The organism is Mesorhizobium sp. U510, from assembly GCF_059180695.1.
In genome coordinates this window covers 5,956,448-5,980,066 of the sequence record NZ_CP180532.1, presented here as the reverse complement: position 1 = coordinate 5,980,066, position 23,619 = coordinate 5,956,448, and the positions used below count along the sequence as shown (strand labels likewise).

Annotated in this window: 22 protein-coding genes; 14 read left to right on the top strand and 8 right to left on the bottom strand. The window is 64.5% G+C overall.

From position 1 onward, the window contains the following. Positions 1–65: 65 nt before the first annotated feature. A complete protein-coding gene (locus ACLGL5_RS30905) occupies positions 66–1,349 on the top strand; it encodes a class-III pyridoxal-phosphate-dependent aminotransferase (RefSeq protein ID WP_069092783.1) in 1,284 nt (427 codons plus the stop codon). 120 nt (positions 1,350–1,469) lie between these two features. Next, complete coding sequence (locus ACLGL5_RS30900; protein ID WP_038648598.1) at positions 1,470–2,474, top strand: phosphotransferase enzyme family protein; 1,005 nt, start codon at positions 1,470–1,472, stop codon at positions 2,472–2,474. Positions 2,475–2,480: 6 nt separating this feature from the next. Here ACLGL5_RS30900 and fabG read toward each other — a convergent pair whose 3' ends face one another. The 8 genes from fabG to ACLGL5_RS30860 form a co-directional block, all read right to left on the bottom strand. Next, positions 2,481–3,245, bottom strand: a complete 765-nt coding sequence (gene fabG / locus ACLGL5_RS30895; protein ID WP_069092782.1) for a 3-oxoacyl-ACP reductase FabG — start codon at positions 3,243–3,245, stop codon at positions 2,481–2,483. A 181-nt stretch (positions 3,246–3,426) separates the two neighbouring features. Next, entirely contained in the window at positions 3,427–4,953 is a 1,527-nt protein-coding gene (locus ACLGL5_RS30890) for an APC family permease (protein WP_019859778.1), read from the bottom strand. A 99-nt stretch (positions 4,954–5,052) separates the two neighbouring features. Beyond that, complete coding sequence (locus ACLGL5_RS30885) at positions 5,053–5,751, bottom strand: cysteine hydrolase family protein (RefSeq protein WP_069092781.1); 699 nt, start codon at positions 5,749–5,751, stop codon at positions 5,053–5,055. 9 nt (positions 5,752–5,760) lie between these two features. Then, positions 5,761–6,180, bottom strand: coding sequence for a diol dehydratase small subunit (locus ACLGL5_RS30880; protein WP_069092780.1), 420 nt, complete (start codon positions 6,178–6,180; stop codon positions 5,761–5,763). Beyond that, entirely contained in the window at positions 6,177–8,447 is a 2,271-nt protein-coding gene (locus ACLGL5_RS30875; RefSeq protein ID WP_069092779.1) for a propanediol/glycerol family dehydratase large subunit, read from the bottom strand. The genes ACLGL5_RS30880 and ACLGL5_RS30875 overlap by 4 nt, the downstream gene beginning before the upstream one ends. A 217-nt stretch (positions 8,448–8,664) precedes the next feature. Continuing rightward, positions 8,665–9,651, bottom strand: a complete 987-nt coding sequence (locus ACLGL5_RS30870; protein WP_027047137.1) for a glycosyltransferase family 4 protein — start codon at positions 9,649–9,651, stop codon at positions 8,665–8,667. Continuing rightward, positions 9,615–10,472: a glycosyltransferase family 2 protein gene (locus tag ACLGL5_RS30865; RefSeq protein ID WP_245307203.1), complete on the bottom strand. Its 858-nt coding sequence runs from the start codon at positions 10,470–10,472 to the stop codon at positions 9,615–9,617. The genes ACLGL5_RS30870 and ACLGL5_RS30865 overlap by 37 nt, the downstream gene beginning before the upstream one ends. A 218-nt stretch (positions 10,473–10,690) precedes the next feature. After that, complete coding sequence (locus ACLGL5_RS30860; RefSeq protein ID WP_019859771.1) at positions 10,691–11,641, bottom strand: LysR family transcriptional regulator; 951 nt, start codon at positions 11,639–11,641, stop codon at positions 10,691–10,693. A 93-nt stretch (positions 11,642–11,734) separates the two neighbouring features. Here ACLGL5_RS30860 and ACLGL5_RS30855 point away from each other — a divergent pair, with 93 nt between their 5' ends. The 12 genes from ACLGL5_RS30855 (at position 11,735) to ACLGL5_RS30800 (ending at position 23,619) form a co-directional block, all read left to right on the top strand. Then, positions 11,735–12,640, top strand: coding sequence for a dioxygenase family protein (locus ACLGL5_RS30855; RefSeq protein WP_069092777.1), 906 nt, complete (start codon positions 11,735–11,737; stop codon positions 12,638–12,640). A 3-nt stretch (positions 12,641–12,643) separates the two neighbouring features. Beyond that, a complete protein-coding gene (locus ACLGL5_RS30850) occupies positions 12,644–13,603 on the top strand; it encodes a VOC family protein (RefSeq protein WP_069092776.1) in 960 nt (319 codons plus the stop codon). Next, positions 13,600–14,259 (top strand): alpha/beta hydrolase, encoded by a 660-nt coding sequence (locus ACLGL5_RS30845; RefSeq protein ID WP_069092775.1) that lies wholly within the window; start codon positions 13,600–13,602, stop codon positions 14,257–14,259. The genes ACLGL5_RS30850 and ACLGL5_RS30845 overlap by 4 nt, the downstream gene beginning before the upstream one ends. Next, a complete protein-coding gene (locus ACLGL5_RS30840) occupies positions 14,256–15,320 on the top strand; it encodes a maleylacetate reductase (RefSeq protein ID WP_069092774.1) in 1,065 nt (354 codons plus the stop codon). The genes ACLGL5_RS30845 and ACLGL5_RS30840 overlap by 4 nt, the downstream gene beginning before the upstream one ends. Positions 15,321–15,346: 26 nt before the next feature. Then, positions 15,347–16,621: an ABC transporter substrate-binding protein gene (locus tag ACLGL5_RS30835; RefSeq protein WP_069092773.1), complete on the top strand. Its 1,275-nt coding sequence runs from the start codon at positions 15,347–15,349 to the stop codon at positions 16,619–16,621. Between the two features lie 58 nt (positions 16,622–16,679). After that, a complete protein-coding gene (locus tag ACLGL5_RS30830; protein ID WP_069092772.1) occupies positions 16,680–17,396 on the top strand; it encodes an ABC transporter ATP-binding protein in 717 nt (238 codons plus the stop codon). Then, on the top strand, positions 17,393–18,100 hold the full coding sequence (locus tag ACLGL5_RS30825; RefSeq protein WP_069092771.1) for an ABC transporter ATP-binding protein: 708 nt from the start codon (positions 17,393–17,395) through the stop codon (positions 18,098–18,100). Before ACLGL5_RS30830 ends, ACLGL5_RS30825 begins: the two co-directional genes overlap by 4 nt. Before the next feature lie 58 nt (positions 18,101–18,158). Further along, positions 18,159–19,022, top strand: a complete 864-nt coding sequence (locus tag ACLGL5_RS30820) for a branched-chain amino acid ABC transporter permease (RefSeq protein ID WP_069092770.1) — start codon at positions 18,159–18,161, stop codon at positions 19,020–19,022. Positions 19,023–19,029: 7 nt separating this feature from the next. Continuing rightward, entirely contained in the window at positions 19,030–20,079 is a 1,050-nt protein-coding gene (locus ACLGL5_RS30815) for a branched-chain amino acid ABC transporter permease (RefSeq protein WP_019859761.1), read from the top strand. Next, entirely contained in the window at positions 20,079–21,833 is a 1,755-nt protein-coding gene (locus ACLGL5_RS30810) for an FAD-dependent oxidoreductase (protein ID WP_019859760.1), read from the top strand. The genes ACLGL5_RS30815 and ACLGL5_RS30810 overlap by 1 nt, the downstream gene beginning before the upstream one ends. A gap of 10 nt (positions 21,834–21,843) precedes the next feature. After that, complete coding sequence (locus tag ACLGL5_RS30805) at positions 21,844–22,731, top strand: intradiol ring-cleavage dioxygenase (protein ID WP_069092769.1); 888 nt, start codon at positions 21,844–21,846, stop codon at positions 22,729–22,731. A gap of 69 nt (positions 22,732–22,800) precedes the next feature. Then, positions 22,801–23,619, top strand: a complete 819-nt coding sequence (locus tag ACLGL5_RS30800; protein WP_069092768.1) for an SDR family NAD(P)-dependent oxidoreductase — start codon at positions 22,801–22,803, stop codon at positions 23,617–23,619.

Below are 23,619 nucleotides of genomic sequence, written 5' to 3'. Positions count from 1 at the left end.
TCATCCGGCGGGCGGGCCTCGCCCGCTCCGGTGCGCGCCGATCAACCTTTGAGGACAAGACAGGCATGTACGACTTCGGCCCCTTCGAGTTCGAGTCGAAGCAGGATTTTTTCGACAAGGCAATGCGTTTCTGGAATCCCGACAAGACCAGGTTCTGGCAGAAGGCCGGGATCGATCTGGTGATCGGCAGGCGGGAAGGTTATTTCCTCTACGACATGTCGGGGCGCCGCCTGATCGACCTGCACCTTAATGGCGGCACCTACAATCTCGGTCACCGCAATCCGGAGCTGGTCGAGACGCTGAAGAGCGCGCTCGACTATTTCGACATCGGCAACCACTGGTTCCCTTCCGTGGCGCGAACGGCGCTGGCCGAATCCCTCGTCAATGTCTCGCCCGGAATGAATTACGCGATCTTCGCGCCGGGCGGCGCGGAGGCGGTGGACATCGCCATCAAGAGCGCCCGCTATGCCACCAAGCGGCGCAAGATAGTGTCGATCATCAAGGGCTATCACGGGCATTCGGGGCTCGCCGTGGCGACCGGCGACGATCGCTTCACCAAGATCTTTCTCTCCGACCAGCCGGAGACGTTCATCCAGGTTCCCTTCAACGACATCGACGCCATGGAACGGGCGCTCAAGGGCGAAGACGTCGCGGCGCTGATCATGGAGACAATTCCCGCCACTTACGGCTTCCCGATGCCGAAGGATGGCTATCTCAGCGCCTGCAAGGCGCTGTGCGAAAAGCATGGCGCGATGTACATCGCCGACGAGGTCCAGACCGGCCTGATGCGCACCGGCAGCATGTGGGGCTGGCAGGCCTACGGCGTCCAGCCGGACATCATGGTGACGGCAAAGGGCCTGTCCGGCGGCCTCTATCCGATCAGCGCGGCGCTGGTGAACGACAGAGCCGGCGGCTGGCTCAACGAGGATGGGGCCGCCCATATTTCGACCACCGGCGGGGCCGAGCTCGGCTGCGTCGTCGGCCACAAGGTCATCGAGATGCTGCAGCGGCCCGAACTGGTGGCCAATGTCGGCACCGTGACCGAGTTCATGGCGCAGGCCATGCGCGAGATGCTGGTTCGTCACGGTGACATCTTCACCGGGGTACGCCAGAAAGGCGTGATCCTTGGCCTGGAATTCAGCAATCACCCGGAAGGCGCCGTCTTCGTGTCGCGTGCGCTCTACGAGCAGGGCGTCTGGGCGATCTTCTCATCGCTCGACAAGCGGGTGCTGCAGTGGAAGCCCGGGATTCTCCTGGATCACGAGACCTGCCGGGACATTATGGATCGCTTCGACGCGGCAATGCCGCGCGCCCGGGAGTTGCTGCATCAGGCAGGCAAGGCGAGTTGACATGGTCCAACCCTCGTTGAAACTGCCAGGCGTCCAGTTCGAGCTGGCGGCTGGGCTTGCCGAGATCGCTCGGGTTCCGCCAGGGGACAGGTGTGCAAGGATGGGGCAGGACGGACAGTGATGGATTTCGACGCGCTCACCCACGACCAGCAACTCGGCATCCTGCAGGAAACGGCGGAGGCGGCCACCGCCAACTACGATCTGCCGGCGGATGTTTCCGTCGAGATGATCAACCTGTCGGAGAACGCGACCTACAAGATTGCGGCTCGCGACGGCCGGCGCTGGGCGCTCCGCATCCATCGCGACGGCTACCATTCAAGGACGGCCATCCAATCCGAACTGGCCTGGCTGACCGATCTGCGCCAGACCGGGATCGTCCCCACGCCCGTGCCGGTCGCGGGCAAGGACGGCGAACAGATCCAGCGTGTCGGCCATCCAAGATTGGCGCAACCACGCCATGTCGTGTTGTCGCAATGGGAGACCGGTTCGGAGCCGGGCATAGGCGAGGCGCTTGGAGAACCTTTCGAACTGCTGGGCGAGGTCACGGCGCGCATGCACATCCACGCCCGGCAGTGGAAGCGCCCTTCCTGGTTCAGCCGCCATGTGTGGGATTTCGAAACAAGCCTCGGCGAGGAGAGGCCGCTTTGGGGACGCTGGCGTGACGGCATCGGCGTCGACGCCGCGAAAGCCAGGCTCTTTGGCCGCACCGCGGAGCTGGTCGGCCGCAGGCTCACTGCCTTCGGCAAGGGCCATGACCGCTTCGGCCTCATCCATTGCGATCTGCGGCTCGCCAACCTTTTGATCGACGGCAAGACGGTGAAGGTCATCGACTTCGACGACTGCGGCTTCGGCTGGTATATGTACGACGCGGCGACGCCCATCTCTTTCTATGAGCACGAGCCGCAGGCAGCCGATCTCATCCGGTCATGGACGACCGGCTATCGCCGTGTGCTTGACCTGCCGAGCGCGGACGAAGACGAGATCCCGACCTTCGTGATGCTGCGCCGTCTGCTCCTGGTCGCGTGGATCGGCTCGCACGCCGAGACCGACCTCGCCAAGTCGATGGGCCTTCCCTATACCGAGGGAACGGTCGGGCTGTGCGAGGCCTATCTGAGCAAGTTTTGAACCATTCTATGCCAGTGCCTCCAGGCTCTCCGGCAGGATCTGGCCGCCATCGACAATGATTGTCTGTCCCGTCACGTAGCCGGCTTCCCTCGACGCAAAATAGAGCGCGGCATAGCCGATGTCCTCCACGGTTCCGAGCCGCTTGAGCGGGATCGAGGCGGCCATGGTCTTCTGGTAGTCCTCGCCCAGGCCGACAAGGCCCTCGGTCACGATGTTGCCCGGCATGACGGCGTTGACGGTGATGCCGTATCTCGCCAGTTCGATGCAGGCCGTTCGCATGAAGCCGAGCTGTCCCGCCTTGGTGGCACCGTAGTGCGACCACCCGGGAAAACCGGTGATCGGGCCGGTGATCGACGACGTCAGCACGATGCGGCCCTGGTCGGATGCCTTGAGATAGGGAACCGCTGCCTTGACCGCGTGGAAGGTGCCCTTGAGGTTGGTGTCGACAACCTCGTCCCATTGCTGCGAGGTCATGTCCTCGAGCCGTGCCTGCGGGAAGATGCCGGCATTGGCGCACAAAACATCGATACTACCGTTTCTGGCGGCTGCCGCTGCAAGCGCGCGCTCGATGCTGGCGAGCGAGGTAACGTCGCCAACCACGCCAAAGGCGCCATGGCCGATCTCGGCGGCCGCGGCTTCGGCCTGGTCGGCATGGCGCGCAACGATGGCGACCTTGGCACCCGAGAGCGCGAACACCCGCGCTATGCCCTTGCCGATGCCTTTCGACCCGCCGGTAACGACGACGGACCGACCCCTCAAAGACTGGGTCATGACTTGAAGCTCCAAAATGAGACGGGGACAGAGTGATGCTCCGTCCCCGTTGAGGCAAGAAATCCAGGGCGAGGAATGCCTTAGAACGTTTCACCGTTTCATGGAAACGGCGAACCGCTCTAACTCTTTGTTTTAACGCAATTCCGGACGGAAAACCGCTCACACTTTTCCTGGAATTGCTCTAGCCCTCGTTCACCATGTGACCGATGTTCTCATAGGCCTTGGGGTTGGCCGACTTCAGCACGAAGCCCCAGATCAGGCCGACGACAAGGATCGCAAGCCCGACATAGGGGATGCTCCTGGCAAAACCATTGGTGCCGCCCAAGGTCGCCAGATTGGCGACCAGCGTGTAGACGAGGACCAACTGCACAACCAGCGAGATCAACGGCGCGATGACAGTCGTCAGCATGCTGCCGCCGCCGTTCTTCTTGAACCACATATAGATGGCCAGCGAGACAACCGCCTGCAGCACCAAAAGCAGTCCGGTGCCAAGCACGGCAAACAGCGTATAGACGCCAAGCCAGGCCTGTCCCGACGGATCGTCGAAGCCGTAGGCCAGACCGTAGAGCAGCACCCATACCGCCGCCAGCACCGACTGCAGCGCCGAGGCCTTGTGTGGGCTCTTGTGGTGGTCATGCGTCTCGGCGATCACCTGCGGCAGGACGCCTTCGCGCGCCAGCGAATACAAATAGCGGGAAGCGGTGTTGTGGAAAGCCATGCCGCAGGCGAAGGAACTGGTCAGGATGAGCAGCGACATCAGCTGGTAGCCCCAGCCGCCGACAAAAGCCTGCACCGGTGTCAGGAAGAAGTTCACGCCGTCGGAGAAGGCCTTGGCTACCATATCGGCCTCGGTCGGATAGGCCGCCACCGCGCACCAGCTGACGAAGGTGTAGAACAAGCCAAGGCCGATGACCGAAATCAGCAGCGATTGCGGAATGATGCGCTTCGGATCGCGGGATTCCTCGGCATAGTTCGGCGCCATCTCGAAGCCGACCCACGACCAGAACGCCATGAAGATGCCGACGGCCGCTTCGCCCGCCGGAATGGCGACGGTGCCGACCTTCTGCTCGGCGACAGGCGTGAACACTTTGAACACATTGAGCGAATCGCCGGAAAAATTCGTCCCGCCATGGGCAAAGATCACGCCGAGCGAAAAGATCACCAGCATGATCACTTCAAGAATCAGGGCTATGCCGAGCAGTCGTGCCGACACTTTCACGTCGCGGTAGGCGAGCGCTGCGATGACCACGATCATGGCGAGCGCCAGCACGATCCACGGGACGTTGATGCCGAAATGCTGGGAAAGCCAAAGATTGCCGAAAAAGGCGAACAGTCCGGTGAGGGAGGCTTCGAACAGCGAGTAGCAGGCGAGCGAGCCGATGCCCGCGGACATGCCGACCTCGCGGCCGAGCCCCTGGCTGATGAAGGAGTAGAAGCCGCCGACCGACGAAACGCGCGATGCCATCGCGGCATAGCCGACAGAGAAGATGGTCAGCACGATCGTCGCCATCAGGAAGGCTGCCGGCGTGTACTTGCCGATGCCGTAGCCTGCCGCGAACGGGACATTGCCCAGCATCGCCGACATTGGCGCCGCGCCGGTGACGGCCAGAAAGAGCACACCGGCGAGCCCGACGGCTTTCGAGTGCAAAAGATTGATGCTGTTACTCTTCGAGACGTCGATCGTCCCGCGTGCAGTTTCTATCGCCATGAAGCCCTCTCCATTCGTGACAGCTGTATGCAGTTCCCCGCACCGGGCGGCCGATGTGTCCCAGCCTGCTCGTGCAGCCATGACACTACGGACGCAGCGTCACTTTGCCAAGGCCATGATTTTGCATAGCTCGCCGCTCGACATGACGTGGCAATAGATCATGTTGATGATTTCGAGCTCCTTGCGATGAAGCTCCTCGGTCGCCGCGGCGCAGCAATCCTCGAGCACGATGACCGCATAGCTCTCGTCCGCCAGGCTGCGCACTGTCGAGGACACGCACTGGTCCGTGAAGATACCGCAGCAGATGACATTGCGGATGCCCAGATTGTGAAGGATCAGGCGCAGATTCGTTCCCGTCAGCGCGGAATCGGTGGTCTTGGTCACCACGATCTCGTCGCCGGCCGGCTGAAGCTCGGCAACCAGCTGCGACGGTACGTCGTTCTTTGGCAGCAGCAAATTGTTCCAGCCCGGCATTTTCTGAGAGAGTGAGCGGTCACGCCCGTCCTTGGTGTGGCAGGCGATGCGGGCAAAAAGGCATTCGATGCCGTTTTGCCGTGCCAGCGCCAGCAGTCTTGCCGTGTTCGGTATGACCGTGCCGTGCATGCGCTCGTGGAACGGCGTCCACAGATCGTAGCGTTGCTGTTCCTGCGGCGACAACGATGCGCGATCCGGCCGTTCCAGGTAGGTGTTCTGAACGTCGATGACCAGGATGGCGGTTTGCGCCGGCACCAGCACCGGATCATCCGGCTCGGGTGCGCCGAGATAGTAGAGCGAACGGAATCCGGTTTTCCAGCTCATGCGGTCCTTTCAGAAGCGGAACGTGAAAAGGCCGCGAGCCGCGTAGGTCTCGGCGGCTTCCTCGATGAAACGGGCGATGCGTTCGGCCTGGTAGGTATCGCGCATCGTGGCTGCGGCCTGGAGCAATTCTTCCTCGGATTTGGCGCGACCGGGGCGCAGCAGTTCATAGACCTGCATGATGAAATCCTGCGGCACCTCGACAAGCTCTGCCCCACGCTCGAAGTTGAGTGCCAGTGTCGGCCGTCCGACATCGCGCGCCACATCGGCCTGTGCCTGCAGCGCTTGTGGGGTGATGCGAAGGTCTTCCATCGTCACGTCGCCCGCAAGCACCGAATCCAGCGTTATCTCGGCAAGCGACTTGCCGCGCTTGCCCGTCACGGCGCCGGGCTGTGTTTCGGCGAGCGGATAGTCGGCGCGTGTGTGGGTCACGATTTCACCCCCGTCAGGATGACGTCGACCTCTTCGGGAGCCGCACCAGCCTCGGTCAGTCCGGTTTCGATGGCGTAGATGAGGGCGACGCGGGCGTGGTAGCGAGACCCCATGGCCTCGCCCCGCTGCGGCACCACGACAGGCTCCGGCATTTCACCCAGCGCATAGGCCGCCGCATTGGCACCCAGCGCGCGATAATGCTCGAGCCTGGTGATCGGCGCATTGGAAAACAGTTCCAGATTGTTGTGCGGCTGGCGGCCACGCTGGTGGATGACGGCCGTGCCCTTGGCCTGGATGCCGATGCCGATGCCGCTGCCGGCCATCCGGGCGGCGGACAGGCCGAGGAAGGAGGTATCGGCCGTATGGCGGAAGCGTACGACGCGCGCCTTGAGCCCGCGCGCGCGGATTGCGTCGAGCATGGCGCCGAGCACTTCAGAGAGCCGATGTCCGGCCGTCGTCCGATAAAGCTTGAGCCCGAAAGCCGGGCTGATGCCGATGACCACATCATCCTTCGCCGATCCGTTGGCCGCCGGCCCAACGTTGCGATAGCGGATGTGCCTTGCTTCGTCCTTCTCGTGCAGGGCTTCCGAGCGCAGCACCTCCTTCTGGTCCAGCACATCGCGGATGTCGTTTAGCTGCAGGCGTCGTTCTTCGGACACACGGTAGCCGGAACCCGGGCCGAGATAGTCGTTTGGATCGTTGACCGCACTGACGATCCGCCCATTGCGGATCATCGCCGATGTCTGGAGATAGTCACCGGAAAGGCGCAGCTTGACCACGTCGAGGAGGTTCTCCGCCTCTTCTCGGAAGCCACGCTTGGCCAGCGCCTTGACCACATCGATCACGGTGATGCCGCGCTCCTTGATGGCTTCGCTGATAAAGCTGACGTCACGCGGCATCAGGCTGCGCGTATCGTCGGAACCGGAAGCGTAGACCACGCTGCTCTTCATGTCCTCGGTCGGTGAGGAAAGGCCGAGTTCCTCGAACACGGCGGCGATCGCTTCCACCGCGCGCTCGCGCAGCTCGATCGCGCGCGACTCGGGCAGCGGCGTCAGCCCGCCATCGGCCTCGAAATCGCGCTGCAGCACAAGATAATCTTCCAGTTCCTCGCCGTTGATCAGCGACGGGTTGAACGAATTGTCGTATTTCAGGATCGATCCCATCCCGGAGCAGATCAGGTCCGAGCCGGCAATCAGGTAGGGAAGGATCTTGGCGCCGACGCGAATTTCCGATTCGGTCGAGCGCGCGTCATTGCCCGACGCGCATTCGAGATCGAGCCAGACGGCGATGAGGTTCTCGGCCATCAGCTCGCGAACACCGCCGGGTATGGTGGCGGTCAAAGGCGCTCCGTCGATACCGCCATTTTGGGTGCCTTGCACCCCCATGCCGCGCTGCAGGCAGAGGCAGCGCGCTTCCAGGTAGAGCAGCGATTTGGCTTCGTGGAAGCCCATCAGCAACTCGGAGCCGGCACCCGACGTACAGCGCATCTTGACGCCGCGCGAGGCGTAGGCGGCGGCCAGAAATGCCTTGGACCACGGTGTGTCGTCGCCATCGGTGAACGACTTTTCAGTGCCGTACACGGAGACGGTTTCGGCGTAGGAGGTAAAGCCGGCCATGGCGATGCGCAGCTCTTCGGCTTCCTCGCTGGAGCATTGGAACAGCGTTCCCCAGCGACCGACCGCGCCGCCTACCGCGCACGCCACCGCGTTGGACCAGGCGTTGCGCGACACGCGCATCGTCGTCTCGATCTCGTCGAAGCCAAAGGCGACGGCGGTCGCGGCATCGGCGGCGAGTTGCAGCGGATCGTCCTTGGCGTTGGTGACGTGCGCCTGGTTGCCCGGCGTCTTGCGGGCCCGCATCTTCGAGTAGGCGAACGCGATCTCCAGCGCGTTGAGCTGCGACACCACTTCGGCGAGTTTGGCGGGTGTCATGCCATGGGCGAGCCGTACCAGCGTTTCGCGCGGCACGTTCATGTCGACCAGCCAGCGTGCGACGGTCGCCGAGTCCAGCGCCATCGCTTCCGGCGCCACTTCCGGGTCGATGTGATGGCGGGCGATGAAGCGGTCGATCATGTCGTAGTCGTGTTCGAGCACCCCATCGAGGGATACGACGCGCCCGTCCTTGATGCCGATGCCAGGTTTCGGATCGGCCGGGCTGGAGAAAGCGGAGAAGCCGTTGGCGGGGTCTTCCGCCGCAAACTTGTCCAGCCGCAACGGCCGCTCGTCCCAGTCGGCGAAGCGCTTCCAGCGGTTCAGTTTCGGCGTCATGCGTGCGATCCTCGACCCGGCCGAAAGACTAGTGAATGCTTACCCGCCGCACAATGACCCTGGATCGACCGCCGGCCAAGGGGGCGCACGCCACAGGCTCGAAATACCCGACGCTCCTCGCCATCCTGTCGATCTTCAGCAGAGGCGCGATGTGTTTCGGCATCGAGTTCGGCCGCCAAAGGTCAGGTTTGGCCGGGCACATCTGAAGCCGCACGTCTCACCGGCCCGACCGCTCCGCTGCCATGAGCAACGAGGTAAACATGTGCGCGTAGTTCTCCGCCTGCACGCTCCAATCCCACTCTCGGATCGTCTCGATCATACGGGCGGCCATCCGCGACCGGAGCGATGGCGTGTCCCGCAACAGGGCGAGTTTGTTCGCAAGCCCTTCCGCGGTTCCATCGAAGAACAGCCCGTTGTCGCCATCCCGAACCAGCTCGGGCATGTTTCCCACACGGGTCGTCACCAAGGGGACACCGCACGCCGCCGCCTCCAAGCAAGGATTGGGAGTGCCTTCGCTGCGACTGGCGCAGACATAAACGTCGAGATCCCGGTAGAAGTCGAGCATTTCGTCATGGTTGCGCCAGTGTTGCTCCCGAATCGCAGTCTGCAGTCGCACGCCCGGCACGGCAGCGACCGCGGGCTCGATGACGTCGTGGAAGCCGCGATGTGCCGGACCATGGTTGCCGAGACTTCCCGCCCATCCGACGCGGAGCTCGCCAGAATAAGGTTGCGGCTCTGGCGGGGGGCAAAAGAATGTCGTGTCGACTCCATTGGGCGTGTAGTGGACCGGAATACGCAGCAGAGGGGCGTATTCGTGCTCGAGCTTCCGATTGTTGACAAAGACAGCGCGCGCCAACCGCTGCAGGATAGCGAGCCCGGGCTCGCGGAATTCGCCCTCCATCTCTCTGTGACTGCAGATCCCGATGACCAGCCTGTCAGACCGCCGGGCGAGGACCGATTCCGGCAGGGGCAGCTTCGCGATCTGGAACCAATAGAAAATGAGCACGATATCCGCGGCGTTCACGTCGGACTCAGTCACATCATGCTGAAATCGTTGGACGATCTCGAACCTTCTTGCCAGCACGCGCCGAAGGTTCTGGGCCTTTCTATCGATCGCCCAGCCGGGTCGGTCCGCGATCGCCAGGATGCGGGGTAGGTGTCCATCGCTCACGAGGCGTACCGCGCAAGCCAGTGCGCCAACCATGGATTGGCCTCGTCCAGATCATCGTCCGTCGCAGTGGTGCGCACCTGGGTAGTGTCGGGCAGTTGGATATCGCCTGGTCGCAAGCGGGGTCGCCATCCGTGCCAACCACGACCGTCGACCTCCTCGCTCAGGAACCGCCGGCCGCCATACTTGCGCGCGGCGTGCTCTGCGCTCAGGAACAGATAATGCTTCATCCGAAAACGCTCGGGGGAGAGCCTCACCGGCCCCTCGAAGCGTACGCGATGGCCGCCTGACCACGCGATCTCCATGGGGCCGTCCTGTTTCTTGTACGCACGGACGCAGTGTGGGGAGGTCGGCCGGAACGGGTAGTAGGTGCGCAGCGTGTGTTGATAATTGGGATTGTCATGATCGGGGGCTCCCCTGGTGGGAATGAACGTGAACTCGGAAGACTCGATCGCATTGAAACCGAGTGCGTCGGCTGCCGCAATGGCGGAGACCAACGATGAGTACGAAGTCGGCGGAAGATGGATCTCGTCAGCGTCAAGATGCATGAACCAGTCAGCCTCGAGCGATTGAAATAGTTCCTCTTTGCGACGAAGAAGCTGCTCCCAGCAATACCAGCCGTTGTGCGGGATGCTTTCGATTCCTATCAATCCGGCCCCGCGGTAGCGCTGGGCAATCTCAAGCGTTCGGTCAGTCGACTGATTGTCGCAAATGTAGACCTGTACGCCTTGACGAAAGAGGTTCTCGAGACATCCGGCAACGAACCGTTCCTCGTTCCGTGTTGTAAGGACCGCGACAACTCGCGGGGAGTTCCGATCACGCGCAGCACGCCCAATGTGGGTGTTGGGATCGACCAAGTTCTTCAATCCTTCGTTGTATGCTTCCGGATGCCATGCTGGCCGGTCAACTGGCGCATTACTGAACTTGGCCGAAATGACAAGTCTAAAGACTCAGCGCTGCCCATGCCAACGCGCCGTCACCTGAAGTGCAACACGCTCATAGCGGTTCCCGTCGCGATCGCAAGTCTCGGGAATATGCGTATTCGGAAACACGCCAGACCGCCGGCTCGAGCCGGCTAGCGGCCCCAGATGACGGCATTCTCGTGCCGTTTTATGATGTGCTTCAAATTCTCGAAAGCGGTCGTGACGTGGCCCGCGAAGCGCTCCGCCGCCGGAGAGCGCGGCCCGCCAACCCGGCGCAGGATGCCCAGTGAGCGGCTGGGCTGCGGGATTTCATAGGGCAGCACTGTCACCCGGTTCTCCTTGCGCTGCGCGAAGACCACGGAAAATGGCAGCACGGCCAATGCATCGGTTTCGGCGAGGAAGTTGATCACGCTCATCAGCGAGCCTCCCGAATAGCGCACGTTCAGGTCCGACATGCCGATGCTCATCAGGATCATCTGCAGGTCCGACATCAGCGGAGAGCCGGGCAGGGGCGCCACCCAGGGAAAGCTGGTCAGGTCATGCGCCCTGAGGCGGCGATTGCGCAGCAGCGGATGGTCCGGCCGGCAAGCCACGACATTGCGTCCGGGCAGGATCTCGGTGAATTCGAAGCCGGGTCCGAGGTCGAGCACGCCGATCGGCACGATCCCGAGGTCGATCTGGTTGCTCTCCAGCGCCGCGACCATCTCGGGCAGGTTCATATAGCTTTGCTGGACGGTGACCTCGGGCTCGAGCTTCTGGAATTCGCCGATCATCCGGCTGATCATCGCATCCATGAAGAAAGGCACGCCGCCAACACGGACGACACCCTTGGTGCCTTTCATGAAGCCCTGCACCGCATCCGACGCCTTGCGCGAGGCCGTGATGATCGTGCGGCCCTGCGCCGCCAACTGGAAACCGAGCGGCGTCGGCTGCAGCGGCCGGCGGCCCTTCAGGAAGAGCGGCTCGCCGACCCGCGCCTCCAGCATCGCCAGCGATCGGCTGACCGCAGGCTGGGTCAGGCCCAGCATGGCGGCTCCTTCCGACACGCCGCCTGCATCCAGTACCGCGGCGAGCTGCATCAAGTGGCGCTCGTTCAGCTTCATAGCAAAACGCTATACAAGGGCCACCACATCTCATCAAGCATCGTCTCGGGTCGTGTTATCCCGTTTGGCAAGGGGAAGGGAGGCCCCGGCGAAATGGACGGCCAGCACGACCCCCAGAGGGATGACTTCCCCAAGGCGATCTCGACGCAGGCCGAAGAATTCGCGCGGCGTCTGGCGGCAATGGGCCAGTCCCGCCTGGCGGCGGCGGCACAGGCCGCGGTCGATGGGTTGCACGCGCTGATCGTGGAGTTGCGGCCCTCCGGCGAGGAATTCCGGCTGGCGATCGATTTTCTCACCGAGGTTGGCCATTACGCCGATGCGCGGCGCCAGGAGTGGGTGCTGTTCGCCGATGTGCTGGGCGTGTCGTCGCTGATCGAGGATCAAAACAGCCCGCGCCCCGCCGGGGCGACCCCCAACACCCTGGCGGGACCTTTCTACCGGGCCGATGTGCCGGAAATGCCGCTCGGCGGGAACATTTCGCGCGATCACAAGGGCGAGCCGCTGGAGGTTACGGGGCGGATCGTGACGCTCGGCGGCGCGGGGATCGGCGATGCCATGGTCGAGATCTGGCAGGCCAATGCCGAGGGCCTGTACGAGAACCAGGAACCGGACAGGCAACCGGAATTCAATCTGCGCGGACGCTTCCGTGCCGATCCGCAGGGGCGGTTCCGCTTCATGACGGTGAAGCCGAAGGGCTACACGCTGCCGGCGAATGGTCCGGTCGGTCAATTGATGTCCGCGCTCGGTCTTGGCCTCGAGCGACCGGCCCACATCCATTTTCGCGTTTCGGCGCAGGGCTTCGAAACGCTGACGACCCACATCTTCGACCGGTCGGACCCTGCGATCGGCCGGGATGCCATTTTCGGGGTCAAACCCGAACTCATGGCCGAGTTCCGCGCGCTGCCGCCCCATGGAGGAAAGCGCAAGCACGCACTCGACCTCAATCTCGTGCTCTGCCCGCAGCGGCCGGGTGAAACCGAAACCTCTGGGAGGAGATGACCGATGGCCCGTATCAGCGGCTACCACCATCTGACACTGTCGACCGACGGCGCTCAGGAAGATTTTGATTTCTATACCAAGGCACTCGGCCTGCATTCGGTGAAGCGCACCGTCCTGTTCGACGGCGTCATCCCGGTCTATCACCTCTACTACGGCTCGCCCGACGGCGATGCCTCGACGATCATCACCACTTTCCCGTTCCGCAAGCCGGGCGTCTATGGCCGCCGCGGCACCAACCAGTCGCGCACCATCATGCAATCCATTCCCAAGGGGGCCGCGGATTTCTGGGTGGACCGGCTGAACGCGCGCGGCATCAAGGCCACCAAGATCACACGCTTTGGCGCCGACCGCGTGGCTTTGGCGCATCCGTGCGGCATCTCGCATGAGCTGGTGGAAAGCGACAGCGATCCGCGCGCGCCCATCACCAACGAGGCACAGGGCATCGGCAAGGCCCACGGCATCAAGGGCATCTACGGCGCGGTCGTGGCGGTGATGGATCGCACCGCGATGGACGACTTCCTGACCATCGCATTGCCGCTGGAGAAGGAGGCGGACAATCACGAAGGGCTGGTGTTCCGCGTGCCGGACGCGAGCGGCGTCAATCAGCGGGTCGAGGTGATCGTCGATCGCGACAGCGCACAGGGCACCTGGACGCTCGCGGGCGGGACGATCCACCACCTCGCCCTCAACACGGGCGACGAAGAGAACCAGTTGAAGCTGCGCGCTCATATCGAAGGCCTCGGCTTCACCGATATCTCGGAGCAGAAGGACCGCAACTATTTCAAGTCCTGCTATGTCCGCTCGCCCGGCGGCGCGCTGTTCGAACTTGCCTGGACCACGCCGGAAGGCTGGGCCAAGGACGAACCCCCGGGCCAGATCGGCAAGACGCTGGTCTTCCCGCCGTGGTTCAAGGACCGCGAGGGCGAATTGCAGGCCGGTCTGGAACAGGCGGATTTCGCGTGAGCTCAGGCAGCGGTCCACTCCGGCTCGGGCCAAAGGGCGCGGAAGCGAAGGCGATCTGCGTCTTCGTCCACGGCCGCGGCCAATCGCCGGAGGAGATGCAGTCCCATGTGCTGTCTCGGCTTTCCGCGCCGGCCGTGGCATTCATCCTGCCGCGCGCGCCATTCGGCGCGTGGTGGGAGGCGCGCGCCGTCGACCCGTTGACGCCGGTCGCCCGCGCCCACCTTTCCGACGCGCTCGATCATTTGGCGGCCGCTGTCGTGGCGGCGCGGGCGGAATTGCCCGGACTGCCGCTGCTTCTGGCGGGCTTCTCGCAAGGGGCATGTCTGTCGATCGAATATCTCTGCGCCGGGCTGCCGCCGCCGGACGCGCTTGCCGCCTTCACGGGCTGCCGCGTCGGTGTGCCAACGGACGGGCGCTCCGAAGCCGTGCCGGCCGGCGTGCCGGTCTATCTTTCCGGCAGCGATTCCGATCCCTGGATTCCGGTTTCGGCCTTTGCCGATACGGCGCAGTCGCTGGGCCGCGGCGGCGCGAGCCTGCGGGCCGATCTGTTTCCCGGCCGGAGCCATGAGGTTTCGGATGCGGAGATTGCAATGCTGGGCACCATCATCGCCGACCTGGAAGCCGGCCGGGGTGCACGCATGGGAGCTGCGCGATGATGGACAGTTTCACCTTTCCCGGGCTGACGACGCGGGTGATCTTCGGTGCCGGCACGATGGGCCGCGCGGAGGAGGAGGTGCGGCGGCTCGGCCATGACAAGGCGCTGGTGCTGTCGACGCCCCATCAGAAGGCCGATGCGGACAAGCTGGCTCAAAGCCTTGGCGGCCTCGCCGCCGGGGTGTTTGCCGGCGCGGTCATGCATACACCCGTCGAGGTTACGGAAAAGGCCGTCGAGGCCTTCCGCGCCAGCGGCGCCACGGCGGTCGTCAGCCTCGGCGGCGGCTCGACCACCGGGCTCGGCAAGGCCATCGCCGTGCGCACCGGCGCCGATCAGGTGGTGATCCCGACCACCTATGCCGGCTCGGAAATGACCGACATCCTCGGCGAGACGGCGGCCGGCGAGAAGACCACCCGCCGCTCGCCAGACATCCGCCCCGAAACTGTGATCTACGACGTCGATCTGACAATGAGCCTCCCGGTTGGTCTCACCGTCACCTCGGCGATGAATGCGATCGCCCACGCCATGGAGGCCTTCTACGCCCCCGACCGCAACCCGGTGATCGTGCTGATGTGCAGGGATGCCATGGCTGCGTTCCGGGACGGCATTCCGCGGCTGATCGACGATCCGCAGGACCGCGCCGCGCGGACGCAGGCGCTCTACGCGGCCTGGTGCTGTTCGACCGCGCTCGGCTATGTCTCGATGGCGCTGCATCACAAGCTGGCGCATGTCTTCGGCGGCTCGTTCGACACGCCGCATGCCGAAACCCACGCCATCCTGCTGCCCTACACGACAGCCTTCAACGAAGTGGCGGTGCCCGATCTGCTGCGCCCGATCGCCGACGCCTTCGGCGGCGGCTCGGCGGGCGGCGGACTCTGGGATTTCGCGCGCTCCGTCGGCTCTCCGCTGAGCCTGAAGGAGATCGGCATCAAGGAGACCGATCTCGACCACGCGGCGGCGATCGCGGTGAAGAACGCCTATGCGAATCCGAGGCCGATCGATCCGGGATCGATAAGGGAACTCCTCCAGGCGGCGTTTGAGGGACGCCGTCCAGGGAGCTGAAAAGAGGCAAGAGGGAGGAAGATCAGATGATTACGAGACGGAGCTTACTGAAAGCGTCGGCGGCGACAGGCCTGGCGCTTGCCGGTTCCCGCCTGGCGACGCCGGCGCTGGCGCAGGGCGCCAAGATTCGCCTGGGCTATGTTTCGCCGCAGACGGGGCCGCTCGCCGGCTTCGCCGAAAGCGATGCCTACAACATCAAGGCTTTCCTCGCGTCCGAGGCGGGCAAGAATTTCGACGTCATTGTCAAGGACAGCCAGTCGAACCCCAATCGCGCGGCCGAAGTGGCCAAGAACCTGATCGTCGACGACGAGATCAACCTGATGCTGGTCGGCTCGACGCCCGAGAACACCAACCCGGTCGCCACCACCTGCGAGGCGGAGGGCGTGCCGGTCATCTCGACCATGGCGCCGTGGCAACCCTGGTTCATTGGCCAACAGGGCAATCCGGGCGACCCGTCGTCATGGAAGCCCTTCAAGTTCGCCTATCATTATTTCTGGGGTCTCGAAGACATCATTGCCGTCTACACCGGCATGTGGAAGCAGCTTTCCACCAACGGCAAGGTGGGCGGGCTGTTCCCCAACGATGCCGACGGCAATGCCTGGGGCGATCCGAAGAACGGGCTGAAGCCCGGCCTCGATGCCGTCGGCTTCAGCCTCAGCGATCCCGGCCGCTATCAGAACCTCTCGGACGATTTCACCGCGCAGGTCAACGCCTTCAAGGCGGCAAATGCCGAGATCGTCACCGGCGTGGTCATCCCGCCCGACTTCACCACTTTCTGGAACCAGGCCCGCCAGCAAGGCTTCAAGCCCAAGGCGGTGACGGTGGCCAAGGCCATCCTCTTCCCGCAATCGGTCGAGACGCTCGGCGATGCCGGCCACAACCTCTCGTCCGAGGTCTGGTGGTCGGCCTCGCATCCGTTCAAGTCGTCGGTGACGGGCCAGAGCTCGGCTGACCTTGCGGCGGATTTCACCGCCAAGACCGGGCGTCCGTGGACCCAGCCGATCGGCTTTGTCCATTCGCTGTTCGAGGTGGCGGCCAATGTCATGGGCCGCGTTTCGGATCCGACGAATGCCGAGGCGATCGCGGCGGCGATAGCCGCCACCGACATGACGACCGTGGTCGGAAAGGTGGCCTGGAGCGGTGCGGGGCTGCCGCCTTTCGCGGCAAAGAACGTTTGCAAGACGCCGCTCGTCGGCGGCCAGTGGCGCAAGAAGGCCGGCGGCGGCTTCGATCTGGTGATCGTCGAAAACGCCACCGCGTCTGAGATCCCCACCGCCGGCAAGATGGAAGCCCTGGCCTGACGCCGCCGGGGCGGCGGATGCCGCCGCCCTCGTTCGGCGCGACCCGAGGATGACAGTGATGATACTCAGGCTGGAAAACGTCTCGAAGTCCTTCGGGGCCCTGAAGGTTACCGATGGCGTGACCGTCACGGTGCCGCGCGGCGAGGCGTTGGGCATCATCGGTCCGAACGGGGCGGGGAAGTCGACGCTCTTCAACCTGATCACCGGCAATCTGCTCGCCAATGAGGGACGCATCGAATTCCTCGGCCGCGACGTCACCCGCGCCCCAGCCATGGATCGGGTGCGCATGGGTGTCGGCCGCAGCTTCCAGATCCCGCAGCCCTTCGAGGGGCTGAGCGTGTTCGAGAACCTCTTGACCGCCGCCGCTTTCGGCCGGGGCGGCCGCGAGGCCGAAATGGTCGACGATTGCGCCGGTATCCTCGAAGAGACCGAACTTCTCCGGAAGGCCAATGTGCTCGCCGGATCGCTGAGCCTTCTCGACCGCAAGCGCCTGGAGCTCGCCCGCGCCCTGGCGACGGGACCCGAGCTGCTGCTTCTGGACGAGATCGCCGGCGGGCTGACCGAGGGCGAATGCAAGGCACTGGTCGCGACGATCAAGGCGATCCACGCCAGGGGCACGACAATCATCTGGATCGAGCATGTGCTGCACGCTCTGAGATCGGTGGTCGAACGGCTTCTCGTGCTGGATTTCGGGCGCGTGATCGCAATCGGTGAGCCGGATCAGATCATCGCCTCGAAAGAGGTTCGCGAAATCTATCTGGGGCTCGAGGTCTGATGCTGCTGGAGACGCGCACCCTCACCGCGAATTACGGCCAGTTCCGGGCGCTGTTCGGTGTGAATATCACTGTCGCGGCGGGCGAATGCGTGGCGATCATCGGCGCCAACGGTGCCGGTAAATCCACGCTGATGCGTTCGATCACGGGCGTGATCCGCAACGAGGCCGCCATGGTTCTGCACCGGGGCGAGCCCATAGGCGCGCTGTCCTCGGCCGAGATCATGAAGCGCGGCATAGCCATGGTGCCGGAAGGGCGCCGGCTCTTTGCCTCGCTGAGCGTCGAGGAAAACCTGCTGATCGGCGGGCAGGCGCGCAAGGCGCCCGGGCCGTGGGGCCTGGAGGCGGTTTACGAGCTCTTCCCGATCCTGCGCGAGCGGCGCAAAAACCCCGGCACGGCGCTCTCGGGCGGCCAGCAGCAGATGGTCGCGATCGGCCGGGCGCTGATGTCCAATCCTGAATTGCTGCTCTGCGACGAGATCAGCCTCGGCCTCGCGCCCGTCGTCATCCGCGACATCTACGCAGCACTTCCCAAGATCCGTGAAGGCGGTGCCGCGATCGTGCTGGTCGAGCAGGATATCGGCAAGGCGCTGGCGGTGGCCGATCGCGTCTACTGCATGATGGAGGGCCGGGTGACGTTGGTCGCCAAGGCGGCCGAGGTCACGCGCGAAGAAATCCATTCCGCCTATTTCGGGGTGGCGGCATGACGAGGCAGCCCCGCATGCCCCGGCAATTTTCCCGCCGCCTGACGACGGGGGCGCGGCGATGATCTGGCTGGACACCCTCGTGCAGGGAATGCTGCTGGGCGGGCTCTATGCGCTGTTCGCAGCCGGACTGAGCCTCGTCTTCGGCATCATGCGGCTGGTGAACCTCGCCCATGGCGACCTGATCGTCTTTGCCGCCTATCTGGTGCTGATGGGCGTCACCTTGCTTGGCCTGTCGCCCTGGGTCGCTGCGCTCATCGCCATGCCGGTGATGTTTACGCTTGGCTGGCTGCTGCAGGCCGCCGTGCTGAACCGGGTGCTTGGCAAGGATATCCTGCCGCCACTCCTCGTCACGTTCGGCCTGTCGGTTGCCGTGCAGAATGGGCTGCTCGAGGCCTTTTCCGCCGACAGCCGGCGCATTCCGGCAGGCGCATTGGAGGGGGCATCGCTCGATCTCGGGCTGGTCACCTTGGGGGTCATGCCGCTGATGACCTTTGTGTCCGCGATCCTCGCCATCGTGGCCTTGAACGGGCTCTTCTATCACACCGCCCTCGGCCGTGCCTTCCGCGCCACCTCGGACGACGCCGTGACGGCGGGCCTGATGGGGATCGAGCCGAAGCGGGTGTTTGCCGTCGCCACCGGGATCGCGATGGTCGTGGTGACGCTGGCGGCGCTCTATCTCGGAATGCGGGCAAACTTCGATCCCTCGATCGGGCCGGCGCGGCTGATCTATGCCTTCGAGGCGGTGATCATCGGCGGCCTCGGCAGCCTGTGGGGAACGCTCGCGGGCGGGATCATCATCGGCGTGGCCCAGACGGCCGGCGCGGCGGTGAATCCGGAATGGCAAATCCTGGTGGGCCACATCGCCTTTCTGGTCGTGATGCTGCTCAAGCCGCGGGGCCTGTTCCCGCGCGCAGTGGATTGAGGGCGGCATGTATCGGCTGACAACCCGCACCCGCGCCGGAACTGCCACGGAAATCGCCGTGTTCGTTCTCGTCCTGGCCGGGCTCGCCTTGCCCGCCGTGACCTCGCGCGGTGTCATACAGGACCTGTTCTTCATTCTCACCATGCTGACGCTGGCGCAGATCTGGAACCTGCTGGCGGGCTATGGCGGTCTCATCTCGGTGGGCCAGCAGGCCTTCGTCGGCATCGGCGCTTATGCGATGTTCGCTGGCGTGATCCTGCTGGGCTGGAACCCGGTTGCCGCGATCCTGCTGGGCGGCCTTGCGGCGCTGGCCCTGGCCGTTCCCACGGCCTTCTTCGCCTTCCGCCTGCAGGGCGCCTATTTCGCCATCGGCACCTGGGTGATCGCCGAGGTGACGCGGCTGCTGATCGCGCAATGGAAGGCGCTCGGCGGCGGCACCGGCACCTCGCTGCCGCGCGAGGCGACCAGCAACATCATGGGCACGGATGCGATCCAGGCGCTGTTCGGCGTGCGCGAGGCGGCCGCGCGCGACATTCTCGCCTATTGGCTGGCGCTGGCGCTGGTCGTGGTCGTCACCGGCTGCATCTACTGGCTGCTGCGCAGTCGCCTCGGGCTGGCGCTGGCAGCCGTACGCGACAATGTCGAGGCGGCCCAATCGGTCGGCGTCGATGTCGGGCGGCTCAAATGGGCGGTGTTTCTGATCGCCGCGGCCGCCACCGGACTGACCGGCGCGCTGATCTTCGTGCAGACGGCCCGCATCTCGCCGGAGGCGGCCTTCGCCGTCACCGACTGGACGGCCTACGTGATCTTCATCGTCGTCATCGGCGGCATCGGCACCATCGAGGGACCCATAGTCGGGGTGCTGGTCTTCTTTGCGCTGCGTTCGGCGCTGGCCGACTACGGCAGTTGGTACCTGATGACACTCGGCCTCGCCGCCATCGCGGTGATGCTGTTCGCACCGAAGGGGCTGTGGGGGCTGATATCAGCCCGCAGCGGCCTGCACCTGTTTCCGGTCCGCCGCAGGCTGGCCGGTCTGAAGATCGAGGGAGGAAATTGATGGCGGATATCGAAACCGACGTGCTGGTCGTGGGCACGGGCCCGGCCGGCTCGGCCACGGCGGCACTTCTCGCCAGCTCCGGCGTGGCCAACATGGTCGTGAACCGCTACCGCTGGCTGTCGAATACGCCACGTGCCCACATCACCAACCAGCGCACCATGGAGGTGCTGCGCGACCTCGGGCCGGAAGTTGAGGCCGAGGCCGTGATGCACGCCTCGCCGCAGGAACTGATGGGCGAGAACGTGTTCTGCGAAAGTCTGGCGGGCGAAGAGCTTGGCCGGATGAAGAGCTGGGGCACCGACCCGCTCTCCAAGGCTGAACATCTCCAGTCGTCGCCGTCCTTCATGAACGATCTGCCCCAGACCTTCATGGAACCGATCCTGTTCAAGACGGCGTGCGCGCGCGGCACGCAGGCGCGCATGAGCACCGAATATGTCAGCCACGTCCAGGATGCGGACGGCGTCACCACGACCTGCCGCGACAGGCTGTCGGGCAAGGACTTCACCGTGCGGTCGAAATTCCTCGTCGGTGCCGATGGCGGCAACTCGCTGGTGGCCGAGCATCTGGGCCTGCCGTTCGAGGGCAAGATGGGCGTCGGCGGGTCGATGAACATCCTGTTCCGGGCCGATCTTTCGAAATACGTCGCGCACCGGCCAAGCGTCCTCTACTGGGTCATGCAGCCCGGCGCCGATGTCGGCGGGATCGGCATGGGTCTCGTTCGCATGGTGCGGCCGTGGAACGAGTGGCTCATCGTCTGGGGCTACGACATCAACCAGCCGCCGCCCGATGTGACGCCGGAACTGGCCACCGGCGTCGCGCGCCAGCTGGTCGGAGATCCCGGGCTCGAGATCGAGCTCCTGGGCGCCAACACCTGGACCGTGAACAACTGCTTCGCCACGCACATGCAGAAGGGGCGGGTGTTCATCATGGGCGACGCCGCGCATCGGCATCCGCCCTCGAACGGGCTTGGCTCCAACACCTCGATCCAGGACGGGTTCAACCTCGCCTGGAAACTTGCCAAGGTCGTCAAGGGGCAGGCGGGGATCGGGCTGCTGGAAAGCTATTCGGCCGAGCGTGCGCCGATCGCGCGCCAGATCGTGACGCGCGCGAACCAGTCGATCGCCGAATTCGGTCCGATCTTCGAGGCGCTCGGCATGGATGGCGGCGTGGATCACGACAAGATTCAGAAGAACATGGAGGCCCGCGCCGACGCCACACAAGCCGCCGAAACGCAACGCGAGGCGCTGCGCAAGGCCATCGCCTTCAAGAAGTACGAGTTCGACGCCCATGGCGTCGAGATGAACCAGCGCTATGCGTCGGGCGCCGTCGCAAGCGACGGCCAGCGCGAGCCGGCCTTCGAGAAGGATCGCGAGCTCCACTATGCGCCCACGACCTGGCCGGGCGCGCGTCTGCCGCATGTCTGGGTGTTCGAGCGCTCGGGCCGGAAGATCTCGACGCTCGACCTTTGCGGACATGGCGAGTTCACGCTGTTGACCGGCATTGGCGGCGAGGCCTGGGTTGCCGCTGCCGACGCGGTGGGCGCGGAACTCGGTCTGCCGATCCGCACATATGTGATCGGCCCGCGCCGCGCGGTCGAGGACCATACCGGCGACTGGGCGCGCGCACGCGAAATCCGCGACGCGGGATGCCTGATTGTGCGTCCCGACCACCACATCGCCTGGCGCGCCGAAACGCTGGCGGCCGATCCGGCGGCGGAGCTGCGCCGCGTCTTCAAATCCGTTCTGGCGCGCTGAGGAGGATCCCATGATCGACGACCACGAACACGGCTATTTCACCGAAGCCAACTCGGCCGAAGTCGTCGTGGCGCGCAACAAGAACGCCAAGGACCAGCGGCTCGGGCAGGTCATGGAGGTCATCACCCGCAAGCTGCACGAGGCGGTGAAGGAGATCGAGCCGACGCAGGAGGAATGGTTCGAGGCGATCATGTTCCTGACGCGGACGGGCCAGATCTGCAACGAGTGGCGGCAGGAGTACATCCTTTTGTCGGATGTCCTCGGCGTCTCGATGCTGGTCGACGCGATCAACAACCGCAAGCCGTCGGGCGCCTCGGAATCCACCGTACTGGGGCCATTCCATGTCGCCGACGCGCCCGAACTGCCGATGGGCTCGAACATCTGCCTCGACCAGAAGGGCGAGCCGATGTTCGTGCATGGCCGCATCCTCGACACCGAGGGCAAGCCGATCGCGGGCGCCAAGATCGATGTCTGGCAGGCCAATGACGAAGGCTTCTACGACGTGCAGCAGAAGGGCATCCAGCCCGACTTCAACTTGCGTGGCGTCTTCCGTACCGGTACGGATGGACGCTACTGGTTTCGCGGCGCAAAGCCCAAATACTACCCGATCCCGGATGACGGGCCGGTCGGCAAGCTGCTCGGCGCGCTGGGACGCCATCCCTACCGCCCGGCGCATCTCCACTACATCGTCGAGGCCGAGGGCTTTGAGGCGCTGACCACCCACATCTTCGATCCGGACGACCCGTATATCGATACGGACGCCGTCTTCGGCGTGAAGCAGAGCCTGCTCGCCGAATTCCGCAAGGTCGAGGATGCCGAAGCCGCGGCTGAGGCCAAGGTTGCCGCGCCGTTCTACGACGTGGAATTCGATTTCGTGCTTTCGCGAAAGAAGAAGTGAACCGCCGCGCCGCAGGTGCCGCGAAGGCGCCCGCGCGCAGGCCGGTATCGTGCAAATGGGAGGAAACTGATGGCCGCACTTGAGAAGATGTTCGATGTCAGAGGCAAGTCGGTGATCGTCACCGGCGGCGCCAGCGGCATTGGCCAGGCCTATGCAGAGATCATGGCCGAGCATGGCGCGAAGGTCTGCATCTTCGACCTGAACCCCGCCGGGCTGGAGAAGACCGTCGCCGCGATCAGGGCTTCGGGCGGCGAGGTCTGGGGCCAGGTCGTCGATGTCGGCGACCGCGCGGCGATGGCTCGAGCCTTCGACAAGGTGGCTGAGAAGGCGGGTTCGATCGATGTCGTGTTCGCCAATGCCGGGATCGACGCCGGCCCGGGCTTCAGCACCCCGACCGGCGAGAGGAACCCCGAGGGCGCCATCGAGAACCTTCCCGACGAGCACTGGGACAAGGTGATCGAGATCAATTTGACCTCGGTCTACACCACCATCAAGCATGCCGTGCGGCACATGAAGCCGAATGGCGGCGGCCAGATCATCGTCACATCGTCCATCGCCTCGCTGATCAACGAGAGCATCGTCGGCACGCCCTACATGCCGGCCAAGGCCGCGGTGAACCATCTCGTTCGCCACATGGCGATGGAACTCGGCGCCTACAACATCCGCATCAACGCCATCCTGCCCGGACCGTTCATCACCAACATCGCCGGCGGCAGGCTGCGCAACCCGGCGGACCGCAAGGCCTTCGAGGCACAGTCGCTCGTCGGCCGCATCGGCGATCCGGAGGAGATCAAGGGTTTGGCGCTCTACCTGGCGTCGCCCGCCGCGTCCTACGTCACCGGCTCGCTGATCGTCATCGATGGCGGCTCGCTGCTGCGGATGACCTGA

What these genes read in the sequence shown, in the direction of transcription:
- ACLGL5_RS30905 (WP_069092783.1), top strand. Translation starts at nt 66, where the DNA reads ATGTACGACTTCGGCCCCTTCGAGTTCGAGTCGAAGCAGGATTTTTTC.
- ACLGL5_RS30900 (WP_038648598.1), top strand. Translation starts at nt 1,470, where the DNA reads ATGGATTTCGACGCGCTCACCCACGACCAGCAACTCGGCATCCTGCAG.
- fabG (WP_069092782.1), bottom strand. Translation starts at nt 3,245, where the DNA reads ATGACCCAGTCTTTGAGGGGTCGGTCCGTCGTCGTTACCGGCGGGTCG.
- ACLGL5_RS30890 (WP_019859778.1), bottom strand. Translation starts at nt 4,953, where the DNA reads ATGGCGATAGAAACTGCACGCGGGACGATCGACGTCTCGAAGAGTAAC.
- ACLGL5_RS30885 (WP_069092781.1), bottom strand. Translation starts at nt 5,751, where the DNA reads ATGAGCTGGAAAACCGGATTCCGTTCGCTCTACTATCTCGGCGCACCC.
- ACLGL5_RS30875 (WP_069092779.1), bottom strand. Translation starts at nt 8,447, where the DNA reads ATGACGCCGAAACTGAACCGCTGGAAGCGCTTCGCCGACTGGGACGAG.
- ACLGL5_RS30870 (WP_027047137.1), bottom strand. Translation starts at nt 9,651, where the DNA reads ATGGTTGGCGCACTGGCTTGCGCGGTACGCCTCGTGAGCGATGGACAC.
- ACLGL5_RS30860 (WP_019859771.1), bottom strand. Translation starts at nt 11,641, where the DNA reads ATGAAGCTGAACGAGCGCCACTTGATGCAGCTCGCCGCGGTACTGGAT.
- ACLGL5_RS30855 (WP_069092777.1), top strand. Translation starts at nt 11,735, where the DNA reads ATGGACGGCCAGCACGACCCCCAGAGGGATGACTTCCCCAAGGCGATC.
- ACLGL5_RS30850 (WP_069092776.1), top strand. Translation starts at nt 12,644, where the DNA reads ATGGCCCGTATCAGCGGCTACCACCATCTGACACTGTCGACCGACGGC.
- ACLGL5_RS30840 (WP_069092774.1), top strand. Translation starts at nt 14,256, where the DNA reads ATGATGGACAGTTTCACCTTTCCCGGGCTGACGACGCGGGTGATCTTC.
- ACLGL5_RS30835 (WP_069092773.1), top strand. Translation starts at nt 15,347, where the DNA reads ATGATTACGAGACGGAGCTTACTGAAAGCGTCGGCGGCGACAGGCCTG.
- ACLGL5_RS30830 (WP_069092772.1), top strand. Translation starts at nt 16,680, where the DNA reads ATGATACTCAGGCTGGAAAACGTCTCGAAGTCCTTCGGGGCCCTGAAG.
- ACLGL5_RS30820 (WP_069092770.1), top strand. Translation starts at nt 18,159, where the DNA reads ATGATCTGGCTGGACACCCTCGTGCAGGGAATGCTGCTGGGCGGGCTC.
- ACLGL5_RS30815 (WP_019859761.1), top strand. Translation starts at nt 19,030, where the DNA reads ATGTATCGGCTGACAACCCGCACCCGCGCCGGAACTGCCACGGAAATC.
- ACLGL5_RS30810 (WP_019859760.1), top strand. Translation starts at nt 20,079, where the DNA reads ATGGCGGATATCGAAACCGACGTGCTGGTCGTGGGCACGGGCCCGGCC.
- ACLGL5_RS30805 (WP_069092769.1), top strand. Translation starts at nt 21,844, where the DNA reads ATGATCGACGACCACGAACACGGCTATTTCACCGAAGCCAACTCGGCC.
- ACLGL5_RS30800 (WP_069092768.1), top strand. Translation starts at nt 22,801, where the DNA reads ATGGCCGCACTTGAGAAGATGTTCGATGTCAGAGGCAAGTCGGTGATC.